Here is a 13,724-nt window from a genome sequence, read left to right on the forward strand (position 1 = left end):
GCAGTATAAGGATTATATGAAAGGACTATATTTAGCAGCACTAATAACAGGGTTAACTGGCTGCGCCCAATACACAGAGCAACACGCGGGCACTCAACAAACCCCAACCCGTAGCGCAAGCGAGGTAATAAAGCATGCTAAAGCGCACGAATGGCGAAATGTAGACAGGCAAAATGTTTTAAAAATTACGCTGCCTACAGGGGCGGCTTATGTTGAGCTTAACCCACAGCTTGCAGCTAAACATACTGCGCACATAAAACAACTTGCACGAGAAGGCTTTTATAAAAATACCCGTGTTTATCGTTTTGTTGAAGGGTTTGTGGCACAAGGAGGCGACAGCTCAGGCAATAAAGCAATTAAAAAGGCTAATAAAACTGTGCCTGCGGAGTTTTACCATAGCACCGCACAGCCGCTTAAAATTACAGAGCTACAAGGCGATGGTTACGCGCCTGTAACGGGGTTTTTAAACGGTTTTGCTGTCGCACAAAACGCCTCTAATACACAAACTTGGCAGGTACATTGCCACGGTGTGTTTGCCATGGCGCGTGGCAATGAGATAAACAGTGCAAGCACTGAATTTTTTGTCACCATTGGCCAAGGACCGCGCTACCTTGATAAAAATATTACCGTATTTGGAAGAGTGCTTGAAGGTATGCAGCACTTTAATCGTTTACAGCGTAAGCCTGTTGCTAATACGCCATTTAACCCAATTACAAACATTGAGGTGTTAGCCGATATTAAGCGTGATAAAAGCACCTTTAATGTTATGAAAACAGACTCGCAATCATTTAGAGAATTGATTGAGGCGCGAAAAAATCGTACCGAACCTTGGTTTGTATACGCCCATAATTATGTTGATGTGTGCGCAATGCCTATTCCGACTAATCGCATTGACTAGCTTATAACGGGTATAAAAAAGGAGCTTAAGCTCCTTTTTTATGGTGATATTTAAGTCGATTGGTATTACTGGCGATTAATTTTTACCGCAAAAGGCGTATCGTTATAGTGCGTTGAACGATACGGATTTATATCCAGCCCACCGCGGCGCGTATAACGCGCATAGACTTCAAGCTCTTTAATGTTTAGCTGCGTGGTTAAATCACTATAAATACGCTCTACACATTGCTCATGAAACTCATTGTGGGTTCTAAATGAAATTAAATAACGCAAAAGTGCCTCATGGCATATTTGCTCGCCAGTGTAACGAATAATTATACTGGCCCAATCTGGTTGCGAGGTAATTAAGCAGTTAGATTTAAGCAAATGGCTGTGCAGGGTCTCAGTAACTAGGGTGTCACTTTTTGATTTAAGTGAGTAGGCGTCAATATCGTAGTTATCTATTTCAATATCTAAATCGTCAATACATTGCCCAGGTAATGGCGTGCAAGGTAAGCAGTTATAGTCATCAGGTGCGTATAACGTTACCGCTACATCGCTATTTACCGCATTTGATAAGTCTTCAATTAAATGCTGTCTTACCACCTCAGTACTTTCAAAGCGGGTTTGATTAAAGCTATTTAAGTAAAGTTTAAACGACTTAGACTCAATAATATGGCTGCTTTGGCACGCAAAAGTAAACAGCGCCACGGCAACCTGCGGCTTACCTTTAGCGTTTAACCACGAAAGCTCATAACCTGTCCAAATATCTTGGCCTTTAAAGGGCAACTCGGCTTCGTCAATATTTAAAGCATCACGATTTAACTTGCGGGCAATAGGAAAAAGCAAGCTAGGCGAATATACATCTACGTATTCAGTAGATTGTCCTAACACACTACCTTTAAGGTCTGGAGAATTGCTGTAATCTGTCATGTTTGCTCTTAAATAGTTACAATAGGGACATTATATCTAATTTAAATGAGTTTCGCAGTATGTCTGTTGCAATGCAAATGGCCCAACTTCACACGCAATTTTGTGAAAAAACCGTTAAAAACACCGCTAAATATCCGCTTATGGCACACGATGAACAATGGCCTAGCCCTTGCGAGTTTGGCGAGGTAGACGCACAAGGCAATATTCAATGGAAAAGTGCTTTGCAAACCCCCGCAGGTTCATTATCAGATTTAGCTAGCGCGCTTGAGCTGAACTTCCCAGCAGGGGTTGATGAGTTTTATGGGCACATGTATGGCGGTAGCATTTTAGCCAGCATAGATGGTCACCGTGTGGAGTTATTACAAGCTTGGAATAAAGATGATTTTGACCTGCTGCAACAAAATATTACCGGTCATGTATTAATGAAACGAAAATTAAAGCAGCCAGAAACCCTGTTCATTGGTTTAACTGAGCAAGATGACTTACTGGTTACCGTGCAGGTAAATACCGGTGAGGTATGTTTAGAGTACGTAGGTAAAAAGCCGCATCATGTACTTGCACCCAATATAGAATCTTTTTTAAAAGCGCTTGAGGTTTAGATTAATTAAACCAATGTGCAGTAATCGTTAATTATTGTGCAGGATAAGCCCTTTGCAAGACGCGTTAAAGGTTGCTCAGTTATTACAGTAAAAATAACGATACTGTAGCCTTACTTGCCGCTTTTACTTAATTTAATTGAGCATTAAAAAATCAGCTTAGTGCAATGCATTAAGCTGATTTTGTATAAGGTGTGTAATTTTTATTTTGCAAAGTGCAGGCTTTTAGTTACTGAAAATCCCACGAAACATTAGATACCAACCCACACGGCTCACACCTAAAATCAAATAACCCAAACCACGGCTCTGGTAATTTCCACTCACTATTGCAGCTAGGGCATTTACGCTCAAGTTCTGAAGCTTTATCTACACCGCCTACACGGTATAAATAATAATAAACCGGTTTTTGAGTTAAAAAGCGAATACGTTTAGCAATGTCTTTACCGCGACGATATAAGTCACTTTGTGTGCTTGATATTTCTTCAAGCGCTGGAAATTCACAGCGAGTAGCGCCGTTAATTTGTATTTGATCGCAAGCTTGCCAATCTTCTTGCCATTTTATGAGTGTTTTATAATCCCCATTTGCAATGGCCGGAATAGTAAACAATGGCACGGGTAAAAAATCATCACCACAATACAGTGGGCTACAGGTATGCACATAGGTTGTGTATAAAATATAGCTTGAAGGCGATTTACAGGTATCGGCACCGTTTGAGTGAATGTCTTGGCCAATAACTTTTATTTTAGGGGCGAGTAAACCTGCACTGTGCAGCTTCTCAATACTGTGTTTTACAAAAGGGCTATTATTTAATGGGTGCATGGCGTCTTCGGTTGGGCACATTACACGGGTAATAAAATAGCCATCTTTTAGTACAGTTGGGAATTCTTCACCCATAATTTGGCCGTTAAAACGCAGCGCATTAACTAATCGGTTAATGGCTTGCTCGGCGTGCTCTAGGGTGGTGTCTTGGTAGCAGTCAAACGTTAAATCAACAACGAACATTTATAGTCTCAAATTATTTTTGCTCTAACAGGGCTAGCAACCTATCGAGTTTTTTCTCAATGCGATCGAGTTGAGATGTTTTAGGCTCAACGATGCTCTGCTCAGGGTTTTTCATTAAATTATGAATTGAATCAGGATTATTTTTATATTGGCTTACTGCGGCAATAATAACCGGCATAGGCACAGGTTGTGCTAAACGGCTTTTAGTTAGGGCAACAGTAGGGGTTTTGCCTTCATCAAGAAGGACTTTAATTGCATCAAATACAACTGCATTCATTAGATTTGTAACTCTTTAATATATAAGCGCAGCAAGTGTTTGCTGCGCGGGTGCTATAGTAGCAACAATACCAAGGCGCATAAAGCCTTGGTATAAGCAGAGGGGGGATTATACCAATTCGCAATAATACTTAATCATTTTGCGGGGCTAAACGGGTCGCTACCTGGGTTAAAAATTTTTCATTTAGAACAAGCAAATAGTGAATTTTTGCTTAGCTATAAACACGTTTATCAAACCTCAAAATAGGTCGCATAATTGAGCAAATTAGTATTACTTACCTTCTTGGCGAAGCCTCACATCAAGTTCATCAATTACTTCGCTCCACGCGCCATCTTCTGCTAGCGATTCTGCTAAAAAATGCTGCTGTGATTCATCCCAAAAAGGAGCTTGTTGTAAAAGCGTTGTGTCTTCTAGTGAGTGAGAAGCAATAAAATCGTCAATCTGTTGTTCTGAGCTAGGTAAACCCAATTGTGCAAACAACGTTTTCATATCGTGTTTTGTCGTATCCATATTATTACTCCATCTGATTAAATTAAACCAAGCTTAGAGCCAGACTATAGGCTTTGCTAGTTAAACTCTCGCTGAATTGACGGTATTTTTGCTTTAGGTATATAGTTAACTTGCAGTATAGATAAACATTTTCGCCATTCAATTGCTAATTACTTTATATACGGTAAATAGTTTGGCAACGTTGAGGGTAGTAAAGCAAAAAGGATACACAATGACAGTCACCTCTAATGAGCACACATTAAGCGTACAATACCTTGCCCCTGAAGATATAAGCACTGCAGGGAGTTTAATCTATCAGGCCTATCATGATGATCCGCTACTTCAAAATTTATTAGGTTATGATCAACATAATATAGCTACCTACGAGAAAAAATTACGCTCAGTGATACGCGAAGAGCTCAGTGCTTTTTGGCAAGAAAAACTGCCATTAATAGGCTTGTACCGCGATGATAAATTAAAAGCGGTGGCGTGTGTATTTGAGTCAAGCAGCCAATTACAACCAGAGCGTTATTGGCATTGGCGCTTAAAGTTAATGCTGAGCGCAGGGTATTTGCAAACCAACCAACTAATAGAAAAAGAGCAAACAATACGTACTGCGCTTAATGAGATTGGCGATTACTACTATTTAGCGTTTATTGCGGTAGACCCGCACGTGCAAGGCCACGGGCTTGGGCGCTACCTGTTACGAGGCTTAGATGATTTAGCAACTAAAAACACAGGGGCCAAAGGGCTTGCCGTTTTTGTTACACGCCAAGAGCATAATACGTTTTTTAAATCAGAAGGATTTAGCACTTATAAAGCACTTGCCTTTAATAAAGTATCCGGAGAGCTTCTTTTTAAACCATATGCAAAGTAAGTCTGTAAGCGATAAGCGCCATTACGGACATATGCCCGTGAGATATATCTTACATTGACGTGCGCATTATCAGTTACGGCCGTTCACAAATGCAGCTTTAAAAGGGTAAGTTTTTGTTTTATATAGAGTTTTATATTTTTTCATATATATTACGAAAAATTAATTTTGTTTACCTAGTAGGATGAAACCCAAACTCGCGTAGTATTTAACTTGTCAAGACGACATAGCTTAATGACTAAGCTACTGCCAAGGATACGGAATAGGCAACATAGCAGATGCTAGCAGGAAGCATAAAGGACAAGTTAAAAAGGACGCAAGGACGAACTAGGAAGTGCATGAAGCGCTTAGTAGTTGGAACTACTTAAGGATATTTACGGATGAGGCTACAGGAAGTAGCAGGAGCGTTAGTTTACGCAGGATGGCCAAGGCGGCAAGTGGAAAATGCAGGATGCATTTAAAGTGGCAGGAGCTACTTAAAAGGATGACCAAGGATGATGCTACAGTAAGTAGCCAAGCGTTAGTTTACGTGGGTTAGCCAGGATGGTTATGGATTTTGCAGGATGCAATGTTGAGGGTAAATAGGGTTGTTTACTCGTTCAGGGGATGATAATACGGATTTTGGGTCAAGGATAACAAGCAGGATGCTGTAAGAGTGGGGCGTAACTTTTGTTACGCCTTAGTTTTATGTATTAACTTATTTTAGTGGTTTCACTTTAACCCCACCGGTTTTAACGATTAAAGTTAAATTTTGTGTGGCGGCACAACAACGCTTTTTAGCATTTCATTTTCCATAATTAAAATACCTTGATAGGCATTTTCGCCATCACTTGAAAACTCAAACATAAATTCGCTTTTGATCCCCGGTTTGCCATTTTTTAAAATGCCAAAGCGGCGTTTTGTGCACGCTACGCTCATTAACTGAACCTGTAATTGCTCAGCTTGGCGCGCGGCATGACTGTTAGCAGCTTCTGCTACTTTTCGGTTTAGCCAAAATAAGTAAATTACAGCGCCAATGGCGATAAACGTCCACAAAGTAGCCATTAAGAGAACAACCTTCCAATTGCGCGAGCGAGCGTTTCGCTGCGGTTTTCTTTACGTAATAAGCCTAATAAATGTGGGCGTATAGTGGGTATTGCAACTAAATCAGCAAAGATACTGGGAAATAGCTCGGCAATTTGCTGGTGGTGCGCACAATTATCCATAAAAATATGTAAGCGCTCAGGCTCTTCTAGTTGAGAAAAGCATCGCCCTGCAATCGTTAAAAGTACATCTGAATCAGTGCCAACAGATGAGCTTAATGCAGCATCTACTAGTTGTGTACACAGCCCTTGGGCTTGGCCTTTTGAAAGTGAGCGCAGTGCGGCAGTTAGTGCAATTGTATCGTTATTTTCAATGGCAGTGTGGCCATAGGCGACTAAAAGCTCACTGAGTGATGGCGGTATTTCAACATGCTCAAGCATGGCGCTCAAAGGCTGCAATACCTCTAGTGGTAAATGCGGCCAAGCTTTTTGCAAGTTTGCTAAGTTGTTGTCGTTATTTAAGCGCAGTGCAAAATCGGCAATCCCTTGTAGCGCAACGCTTTGCCAATCATCAAAACCTAAAGTGCCACTAAAGTACAGCTGCGTGTGCTCGTAATATTTAGAGGCTGGTTGCTTTAACAATACTTTAAGTTGGGCGTTAAAAGCCGCTAATTTATTTGCATTAGGGGTAAACACATAAGGGTTATTATCTAGCTTACCATCGGCTTGCTCGCCGGTAATTTCGCTGCCTAGGGCTTCAATTACCATATTAGCGAAATGATCGCGGCTCGCGCTCACTAATTTACTTTGCTCATCAAGTGGAAACTTTAAAAACCATACATAAGGTTCTTTACTTGCTTTGCTATCCCAAAATTGAATAGCCAGCCATGCATGCCCCGCAAGCGGATAAGGATAAGGAACTTGCGCTTGCTCAATAGCTAAAAACTGTTTTTTATCAAGCTTAGTAATATGCCTGCCAATATCAAAAGCACGCCATTGTGTACCGGCGCCATCTAAAAGTTGGCCAAGTGTCGCTATGTGTTCGCTCATCGTTATCTCAATTGTTTTTACTGCAAAATTGCCTCAATTATACGCCATAGCAGGCATTGAGGGAACAGGGTATAATTGCCCTATAACGTAAAAAGAAGAGTGGTTATGTATCAGCAAACGCAGGCTTATTTAAACCAATTAAGCACACTTTTAAAAAAACATAAGCTGTGGCAAAGCACGCCAATAGAGGCGCATAAATTACAATCTCAAGTGCCTTTTTGTCACGATACTATGGCATTTGAGCAATGGTTACAGTTTGTATTTATTGAAAAAATGCAGCAATTAATAACGCTTAACCAACCATTGCCGCAAAATTTTGCCATTGCGCCTATGGCAGAGATGGCGTTAGTGGGTAAAACGGGCAGCGGCGAAATTATAACGCTACTTAGTGAACTTGATGCTTTTTTAGGTAAACCCCATGACTGAAAAGGGTGAACTTGTAGAGTACGGCGAGCTTAATATTCTTTACCAAGACGAATACTTTGTGGCCATAGATAAGCCCTCAGGCTTATTGGTTCATCGCTCTTTTTTAGATAAACATGAAACCCAGTTTGCAATGCAAATGCTGCGCGACCAATTAGGGCAACATGTATTTCCGGTGCATAGGCTAGATAGACCAACATCAGGTGTGCTGCTATTTGCTTTAAGTTCAGAATCTGCCCGAGACATGAACAAGCTATTTATTGAAGGCACTATTACAAAGCGTTATTTAGCGCTTGTACGTGGTTTTGCGCCTGAATCGGTGTTTTTAGATAAACCGTTAAAAGAAGATCTTGATAAAATAGCTGACAAATTTGCCACGCAAAATAAAGCGCCACAAGCGGCGCAAACGCAATTTAATTGTCTGCATCAAGCCACGCTACCAATTCCTATTGGTAAATACCCCACGGTGCGTTACTCGCTCGTAGAGTGTTTTCCAAAAACAGGGCGAAAGCATCAAATTAGGCGCCACCTTAATCATTTATCAATACCTATTATTGGTGATGTAAACCATGGTGATAACCAGCATAATCAATTTTTTAGGGAGCATTTTGCACTGAGGCGGTTAATGCTATTTGCAACGCAGCTTAGTTTTGTGCACCCTTACACGCATAAACCCATCGTAATTAAAGCGCCACTAGGTGAAGACATGCTTAGTATATGTAAGCAACTAGGTTGGCCACAGCAAGAAAAGGATTATTAATGGCACATATTAGTATTTTTGTAGGCAGCGTTAACGGCGGAGCAGAACGTTTAAGCTACGACGTTGCAAATACAATTGAAAAAGCGGGGCACACTGCGAGCGTTATTAGTGAAGCCTCACTTGATGATATAAAAAACGCCTCACATATATTAGTTGTTACCTCTACCACAGGACAAGGCGATGTACCTAGCAATTTAGCTGGGCTCTACTTTGCTATGAATAGCACATTTCCGATGCTAACTGATAAGCCATTTGGTGTTATAGCCATGGGCGATAGATGCTACGGCGATACGTTTTGCGGTGCAGGGCGCAGCTTTGATGAGCTACTACGTGACTTGCAAGCTAAGCCGGTAGGAAACCGTTTAGAAATAGATGCCTGCGAAGACTTTGAGCCATGGCCTGTAGCAGAGCCGTGGTTAAAAGCATGGCTTGAAAAATTACCAGCTTAGTAACACCAATGCGCAATAATGCTTAATCATTTTGCGGGGTTAAACGTGTCGCTAGCTGCGTTAAAAAATGCTCATTTACGACCGCATGGATGCAGAAGGTAGAGCCATGCAGGAGCAATTGCCGAGAACAACTAAATAGCGAATTTATTGTCTAGCTATTAACACGTTTTTCCGGCCTCAAAATAGAGCATTTAATTAAGCGAATTGGTATTAACTGCTTATATGTACAAAAAAAGGAGCGCATGCGCTCCTTTTTTAGTTATTAAACCGTTGGTTAACTACTTCTTACATCAACCTTAAGTTTTAACTTTTGGCCAGGCTGTAAATACTTTTGGCCGGCTAAGTTATTCCACTTAATAATTTCGTTCACGGTTAAATCAAATTTAGACGCAATACGAGCAAGCGAGTCACCACGGCGTACTTTGTACGTAATGGTGCGATTAGTACTTGCAGTTGCCTGTGGTTTACTCGCTGATTTATAAACAGTGAGCTTTTGATTTAAGCGCAATACTGAGTTTTTCTTCAGTTTATTCCACGAGGCCAGCTCATCCATGGTGACATCGTATTCACGACTAATGTCCCACAGGGTGTCGCCACTTTTAACCGTGTGCGACAACTTAGTACGGGTGGCTTTATTAGCAGCTAAACGCATTTGCTTAGGTAAATGTTCGCTATTAATTGCGCCATCGGTTAAGGGTACTAATAACTGTTGGCCAATACGTATGGTGTTTGACTTTAATTTATTAAGCGAGCGAATAGCACTGGTACTGGTGGTAAACTTTTTAGCAATAACCGATAGGCTATCTCCGCGCGCCACAGTGTATTGCTGCCAGCGTAAGCGGTCTTTAACATCGGTTTGCGCCAGCTTTTGGCTGAATTTTTCCGCTTTATCGGTGGGTAATAGTAAAAAATGCGGACCGTTAGGGTCGGTCGCCCAGCGGTTAAAGCCTGGGTTTAACCTGTATAGCTCAGTAAGAGTCATATCGGCCATATCTGCGGCCAGTGCAAGGTCAATCTGTGTGCCTACATCAACCACTTCTACAACTTGCGCGTTGATAACCGGTTTCCACTTTACATTAAACTCATCAGCGCGTTTTAATAAATCGGCAAGGGCTAAAAGCTTTGGTACATACGCGGTGGTTTCGCTTGGTAAGTCGAGGGACCAAAAGTCTGTTGGTAAATGCTTTTTACGATTTTTTTTAATCGCACGCATTAAACGCCCTTCGCCTGAATTATAAGCGGCAATGGCGTTTAACCAATCGCCTTCAAGGGTTTTGTGTAAATACGATAAGTAATCAAGGGCAGCACGCGTAGATTGCACTATGTCGCGTCGGCCGTCGTACCACCAGTTTTGTTTTAAATCAAAACGCTCACCAGTGGCTGGCATAAATTGCCAAATACCCGAAGCACTGCGATTAGAGTAGCCAAATGGGTCAAATGCGCTTTCTACAATAGGTAAAAGGGCGATTTCGATAGGCATTTCGCGCTTTTCTACTTCTTCAACAATAAAATGTAAGTAAGGTTCTGCGCGTTTTGAAATGCGGTCTAAATAAGCTTGATGACGCGCATAGTAATTACGCTCGGTAACAACAGGGCGGTTTTGCGGTACATCAATAGACAGTTGGTAGCGAATGCGCTCCCACACATCATCAAAAACGGGGGCGTCTTCGCTCTGCTCAACGTGTTGATATTGGGCGTTTACCATCAATGCATTGTTAATATCGTTAGGGCTTGCGCCTTCTAAGCGCTTATTTGCTTGGGTAGCAGCTTGTGCGTCTGAATCTACGGTTGTTAATGTTTGACAACCACTTAGCGCAAGCGCCAAGGCAATTAATAGAGGAGATTTATTCATATATACCAATACATCAGGTAAAAAACTCGGCGAATACTACCCGTTATGAGTCAACATTGCCACTTAACGACCAACTTTAACATGTTGATAAAACCATTCGCTATTTTTAAACCAATGGTTTTACCTAGGATATACCTAACCACGATGCTGCAAAATTAATTACAACAGGTCAACATATCTTAACTAAAAGTTGTCTTTGAATCGTCTCAGACTTGCAAAGTTTTCCCATGGTTCATTGTTTTTTGTAACCAACACAAATTCTTTTGGAATTAACTCTGTAATAGTAGGTAGGTCGCTGCGCATAAACGGATTAACTTTAAGCTCTTGGCCTATTGTACTTGGCAGTGTAATTTCGCCCTTAGCACGCTGTGCATCAACTTTATCGCTGTATTGGAGTAGTTCAGGGTTACGCGGCTCTACGGCTTTTGCAAATGCTAAATTGGCTTGTGTATATTCATGCGTGCAATACACTTTGCAGCTTTTAGGTAGCTCACGCAGCTTATTAAACGACTCCCACATTTGCTCAGGCGTCCCTTCAAATAATCGCCCACAGCCCCCACTAAAAAGGGTATCGCCTGTAAAAGCCAACTCTTCATGAATATAACAAATGTGATCAAGGGTATGGCCAGGGGTGGTAATAATGTTAAAACGCGTACCCAATACCTCAATACTATCGCCATCAACCAGTGTATTGGTGATCCCCGCAAACGGACTGTTTATAGGACCGTACACTGCAATGTTTGAAAACTGTTTTACAAGCTCGGCTACGCCACCGGTATGATCGCTATGATGATGGGTAATTAAAATGCCACCAAGTTGTAAGTTATGCTCTGCTAAATGCGCTATAACGGGCTGAGCGTCGCCTGGGTCAACCACCCACGCTAGGTCGCTATTATGGGTAGTTAAACACCAAATATAATTGTCAGAAAATGCTTTAATTGCTTTAACTTGCACCATATTAATTTGCTCTATAAAGTGACGGGTAACACCTAGTATAACGAGCTATAAAAATGAAACCAGCCCTTAGTTTTCAAGAAGGACCCAAACCGCTGTCATGGCAGCAGTTCCCTCATGGGGATTATTTACGTGCTGACATTGAACAAAAAATGGATCAATGGCTGCCGCGTATGTTTGGTTACCATATGCTTAAATTAGGTAATTTAAGTGGCGAGCTTAATACCAGCGTAAGCACTATAAAACACCAAGTATGTGTTGCCGAAGAGGGGCCTTACACAGGTGTAATAGCCGATATAGACGAACTGCCTTTTTATGAGCACAGTGTTGATGCGTGTATTTTAAGCCACTGCTTAGAGTATCACTCAGACCCACATCACATATTACGCGAGGCGCATCGCACACTTATACCCGGTGGTTACATTGTTATTACCGGATTTAATCCGTTTAGTTTATGTGGATTGGCGCAAATGTTGCCTTTTAGCGGCCAAAAGCTGCCGTGGACGGGGCGTTTTTTTACGCCTGCGCGGGTAAAAGATTGGCTTAATTTATTGGGGTTTGAAATTATTAGCGATGAGCGCTTTATTTACTCATCTCTTGCGCGTGGTAACAGGCTTTCACGGTTTGCATTTTGGCGCAGTTTTGCCAAACAGTATTTAAAACCTATGGGGAGTGTGTATATGCTGGTGGCGCGAAAACGCGTGGCTCCGCTTACGCCTATAAAACCTAAGTGGCATGCAAGGCCGCAGTTTTCACCTGTAAAAGGGGCTGGGCTTAGACAAACCTCAAAGCAGCACTTTAAACAGTGTGAGCAAAAAAATAATAATAGTTAAATAATGTAAGTACGCACTTTTTAACCCAGCCATGAGCTTTACATTCATGGCATTAAAAAGTGCGAAAGCTTTAACGGGTTAAGGCTGATACCCTACATCATCAAGTAGGTTGCTACTGCCTGCAGCGTCACGTGCCAAATCGTCAACTATTTCGTTATATTTATGCCCGCTATGTCCCTTTACCCATTTCCATGTAACCGTGTGCTCGCTACAAGCGCTATCAAGTCGCTTCCATAAATCAACATTTTTAACCGGCTTTTTTGCCGATGTTTGCCAGCCCCGTTTTTTCCAATTTGCAATCCACGACTCAATACCCTGCTTAACATACTGGCTATCTGTGGTGAGGTTAACGGTGCAAGGGCGGGTGAGTGATTCAAGGGCAACAATGGCAGCGAGCATTTCCATACGGTTGTTTGTGGTGAGCTTATACCCTTGGCTTAATTTTTTTTCGTGGCCGTTATAAATCATAAAAATACCATAACCACCAGGGCCCGGATTACCTAAACATGAGCCATCGGTGTAAATCTCTACGGTTTTTTGCACTGTTTTACCTTGATATTATGTACAATAAAGTGATTATAGAAAGATACCAGAGTCAGGCTAAATTCGATATGGCACGTAGACAAATAGTTTTAGATACAGAAACCACCGGCATCGACCCCAAACAGGGGCACCGGATTATAGAAATTGGGTGTGTAGAATTAATAAACCGACGTTTAACCGGTAATAATTTTCATGTTTACATTAACCCACAACGCAGCATTGAAGAAGAAGCAATAGATGTTCACGGTATTACCAACGAGTTTTTACGTGATAAACCACTTTACCGCGATATAGCGCAAGAGTTTTTTGACTACATTAAAGGTGCAGAGCTTGTAATACATAACGCCCCGTTCGATGTGGGCCATATGGATAACGAGTTTGCGCTGCTTAACCAAGGCTACCCAAATACGCACGAGTACTGCCAAGTTCTCGACACCCTTAAAATGGCGCGTGATTTGCATCCTGGTCAAAAGAACAACCTAGATGCTTTGTGCCGCCGTTACGATATAGACAACGCAAAACGAACATTACACGGCGCATTACTGGATTCTGAAATTTTAGCCGATGTTTACCTTGCCATGACGGGCGGGCAAACCAAGCTAAACTTAAACCAAAATAAAGATGACGGCAGCGAGCAACAGACTGGTGGCATAAGACGCTTAAGTAGTGACCGAGCACCTTTAGTTGTATTGCGCGCAAACGACGCTGAGCAAAGCGCACACGAAGCACGACTCGATCTTGTAGACAAAGAAGGCGGCCACTGTTTATGGCGCGCTGAATAAGGCCAACT

17 protein-coding genes are annotated in these 13,724 nt (G+C 41.8%); 8 read left to right on the forward strand and 9 right to left on the reverse strand.

Annotated elements, in window-relative coordinates:
* The first annotated feature begins 16 nt into the window (after positions 1 to 16).
* Positions 17 to 898 carry a peptidylprolyl isomerase gene (locus tag AN395_RS04780; RefSeq protein ID WP_054982266.1) on the forward strand — a complete coding sequence of 294 codons (882 nt, stop codon included), beginning with the start codon at positions 17 to 19 and terminating at the stop codon, positions 896 to 898.
* A 65-nt stretch (positions 899 to 963) separates the two neighbouring features.
* Here AN395_RS04780 and queF read toward each other — a convergent pair whose 3' ends face one another.
* Positions 964 to 1,809, reverse strand: coding sequence for an NADPH-dependent 7-cyano-7-deazaguanine reductase QueF (gene queF, locus AN395_RS04785; RefSeq protein ID WP_054982267.1), 846 nt, complete (start codon positions 1,807 to 1,809; stop codon positions 964 to 966).
* Positions 1,810 to 1,868: 59 nt separating this feature from the next.
* On the opposite strand from queF, the gene syd reads away from it, so the two are divergent.
* Positions 1,869 to 2,408: a SecY-interacting protein gene (syd, locus tag AN395_RS04790; RefSeq protein WP_054982268.1), complete on the forward strand. Its 540-nt coding sequence runs from the start codon at positions 1,869 to 1,871 to the stop codon at positions 2,406 to 2,408.
* Positions 2,409 to 2,634: 226 nt separating this feature from the next.
* Here the strand turns inward: syd and AN395_RS04795 are convergent, their stop codons facing one another.
* The 3 genes from AN395_RS04795 to AN395_RS04805 form a co-directional block, all read right to left on the reverse strand.
* Positions 2,635 to 3,408, reverse strand: a complete 774-nt coding sequence (locus AN395_RS04795) for a Zn-ribbon-containing protein (protein ID WP_004585968.1) — start codon at positions 3,406 to 3,408, stop codon at positions 2,635 to 2,637.
* A 13-nt stretch (positions 3,409 to 3,421) separates the two neighbouring features.
* On the reverse strand, positions 3,422 to 3,685 hold the full coding sequence (locus tag AN395_RS04800; protein WP_004585969.1) for a hypothetical protein: 264 nt from the start codon (positions 3,683 to 3,685) through the stop codon (positions 3,422 to 3,424).
* A 270-nt stretch (positions 3,686 to 3,955) separates the two neighbouring features.
* Positions 3,956 to 4,195 (reverse strand): DUF2789 domain-containing protein, encoded by a 240-nt coding sequence (locus AN395_RS04805; RefSeq protein ID WP_004585970.1) that lies wholly within the window; start codon positions 4,193 to 4,195, stop codon positions 3,956 to 3,958.
* A 211-nt stretch (positions 4,196 to 4,406) separates the two neighbouring features.
* Between AN395_RS04805 and AN395_RS04810 the strand changes: the two genes are divergently transcribed.
* A complete protein-coding gene (locus AN395_RS04810) occupies positions 4,407 to 5,051 on the forward strand; it encodes an N-acetyltransferase (RefSeq protein WP_054982269.1) in 645 nt (214 codons plus the stop codon).
* A 741-nt stretch (positions 5,052 to 5,792) separates the two neighbouring features.
* Here the strand turns inward: AN395_RS04810 and AN395_RS04815 are convergent.
* Positions 5,793 to 6,092 (reverse strand): DUF3301 domain-containing protein, encoded by a 300-nt coding sequence (locus tag AN395_RS04815; protein ID WP_004585972.1) that lies wholly within the window; start codon positions 6,090 to 6,092, stop codon positions 5,793 to 5,795.
* Complete coding sequence (locus AN395_RS04820) at positions 6,092 to 7,120, reverse strand: DUF3549 family protein (protein WP_004585973.1); 1,029 nt, start codon at positions 7,118 to 7,120, stop codon at positions 6,092 to 6,094. Before AN395_RS04820 ends, AN395_RS04815 begins: the two co-directional genes overlap by 1 nt.
* 105 nt (positions 7,121 to 7,225) lie before the next feature.
* Between AN395_RS04820 and AN395_RS04825 the strand changes: the two genes are divergently transcribed.
* Genes AN395_RS04825 through AN395_RS04835 form a run of 3 tightly spaced genes read left to right on the forward strand, consistent with a single transcriptional unit; the run spans position 7,226 to position 8,752 of the window.
* The gene (locus AN395_RS04825; RefSeq protein ID WP_054982270.1) at positions 7,226 to 7,546 is read left to right on the forward strand and encodes a YqcC family protein; all 321 of its coding nucleotides are present in this window, start codon (positions 7,226 to 7,228) and stop codon (positions 7,544 to 7,546) included.
* Positions 7,539 to 8,303 (forward strand): tRNA pseudouridine(65) synthase TruC, encoded by a 765-nt coding sequence (truC, locus tag AN395_RS04830; RefSeq protein WP_054982271.1) that lies wholly within the window; start codon positions 7,539 to 7,541, stop codon positions 8,301 to 8,303. Before AN395_RS04825 ends, truC begins: the two co-directional genes overlap by 8 nt.
* Positions 8,303 to 8,752, forward strand: coding sequence for a flavodoxin (locus AN395_RS04835; RefSeq protein WP_024033689.1), 450 nt, complete (start codon positions 8,303 to 8,305; stop codon positions 8,750 to 8,752). The genes truC and AN395_RS04835 overlap by 1 nt, the downstream gene beginning before the upstream one ends.
* Positions 8,753 to 9,026: 274 nt before the next feature.
* Here the strand turns inward: AN395_RS04835 and AN395_RS04840 are convergent, their stop codons facing one another.
* A complete protein-coding gene (locus tag AN395_RS04840) occupies positions 9,027 to 10,604 on the reverse strand; it encodes a LysM peptidoglycan-binding domain-containing protein (protein ID WP_054982272.1) in 1,578 nt (525 codons plus the stop codon).
* A 183-nt stretch (positions 10,605 to 10,787) separates the two neighbouring features.
* Positions 10,788 to 11,561, reverse strand: a complete 774-nt coding sequence (gloB, locus tag AN395_RS04845) for a hydroxyacylglutathione hydrolase (RefSeq protein WP_054982273.1) — start codon at positions 11,559 to 11,561, stop codon at positions 10,788 to 10,790.
* Between the two features lie 53 nt (positions 11,562 to 11,614).
* Here gloB and AN395_RS04850 point away from each other — a divergent pair, with 53 nt between their 5' ends.
* Positions 11,615 to 12,391, forward strand: coding sequence for a class I SAM-dependent methyltransferase (locus tag AN395_RS04850; protein WP_004585979.1), 777 nt, complete (start codon positions 11,615 to 11,617; stop codon positions 12,389 to 12,391).
* Between the two features lie 78 nt (positions 12,392 to 12,469).
* On the opposite strand, the gene rnhA is transcribed toward AN395_RS04850, so the two are convergent.
* Positions 12,470 to 12,934 (reverse strand): ribonuclease HI, encoded by a 465-nt coding sequence (rnhA, locus tag AN395_RS04855; protein ID WP_004585980.1) that lies wholly within the window; start codon positions 12,932 to 12,934, stop codon positions 12,470 to 12,472.
* 68 nt (positions 12,935 to 13,002) lie between these two features.
* Between rnhA and dnaQ the strand changes: the two genes are divergently transcribed.
* On the forward strand, positions 13,003 to 13,716 hold the full coding sequence (dnaQ, locus tag AN395_RS04860) for a DNA polymerase III subunit epsilon (RefSeq protein ID WP_004585981.1): 714 nt from the start codon (positions 13,003 to 13,005) through the stop codon (positions 13,714 to 13,716).
* The last annotated feature ends 8 nt before the right edge of the window (positions 13,717 to 13,724 follow it).

This window comes from Pseudoalteromonas sp. P1-30, from assembly GCF_001400005.1.
Taxonomy (GTDB): domain Bacteria; phylum Pseudomonadota; class Gammaproteobacteria; order Enterobacterales; family Alteromonadaceae; genus Pseudoalteromonas; species Pseudoalteromonas atlantica.

What these genes read in the sequence shown, in the direction of transcription:
- AN395_RS04800 (WP_004585969.1), bottom strand. Translation starts at nt 3,685, where the DNA reads ATGAATGCAGTTGTATTTGATGCAATTAAAGTCCTTCTTGATGAAGGC.
- AN395_RS04825 (WP_054982270.1), top strand. Translation starts at nt 7,226, where the DNA reads ATGTATCAGCAAACGCAGGCTTATTTAAACCAATTAAGCACACTTTTA.
- AN395_RS04820 (WP_004585973.1), bottom strand. Translation starts at nt 7,120, where the DNA reads ATGAGCGAACACATAGCGACACTTGGCCAACTTTTAGATGGCGCCGGT.
- dnaQ (WP_004585981.1), top strand. Translation starts at nt 13,003, where the DNA reads ATGGCACGTAGACAAATAGTTTTAGATACAGAAACCACCGGCATCGAC.
- AN395_RS04795 (WP_004585968.1), bottom strand. Translation starts at nt 3,408, where the DNA reads ATGTTCGTTGTTGATTTAACGTTTGACTGCTACCAAGACACCACCCTA.
- gloB (WP_054982273.1), bottom strand. Translation starts at nt 11,561, where the DNA reads ATGGTGCAAGTTAAAGCAATTAAAGCATTTTCTGACAATTATATTTGG.
- queF (WP_054982267.1), bottom strand. Translation starts at nt 1,809, where the DNA reads ATGACAGATTACAGCAATTCTCCAGACCTTAAAGGTAGTGTGTTAGGA.
- AN395_RS04805 (WP_004585970.1), bottom strand. Translation starts at nt 4,195, where the DNA reads ATGGATACGACAAAACACGATATGAAAACGTTGTTTGCACAATTGGGT.
- AN395_RS04850 (WP_004585979.1), top strand. Translation starts at nt 11,615, where the DNA reads ATGAAACCAGCCCTTAGTTTTCAAGAAGGACCCAAACCGCTGTCATGG.
- AN395_RS04815 (WP_004585972.1), bottom strand. Translation starts at nt 6,092, where the DNA reads ATGGCTACTTTGTGGACGTTTATCGCCATTGGCGCTGTAATTTACTTA.
- AN395_RS04835 (WP_024033689.1), top strand. Translation starts at nt 8,303, where the DNA reads ATGGCACATATTAGTATTTTTGTAGGCAGCGTTAACGGCGGAGCAGAA.
- AN395_RS04780 (WP_054982266.1), top strand. Translation starts at nt 17, where the DNA reads ATGAAAGGACTATATTTAGCAGCACTAATAACAGGGTTAACTGGCTGC.
- truC (WP_054982271.1), top strand. Translation starts at nt 7,539, where the DNA reads ATGACTGAAAAGGGTGAACTTGTAGAGTACGGCGAGCTTAATATTCTT.
- AN395_RS04840 (WP_054982272.1), bottom strand. Translation starts at nt 10,604, where the DNA reads ATGAATAAATCTCCTCTATTAATTGCCTTGGCGCTTGCGCTAAGTGGT.
- AN395_RS04810 (WP_054982269.1), top strand. Translation starts at nt 4,407, where the DNA reads ATGACAGTCACCTCTAATGAGCACACATTAAGCGTACAATACCTTGCC.
- syd (WP_054982268.1), top strand. Translation starts at nt 1,869, where the DNA reads ATGTCTGTTGCAATGCAAATGGCCCAACTTCACACGCAATTTTGTGAA.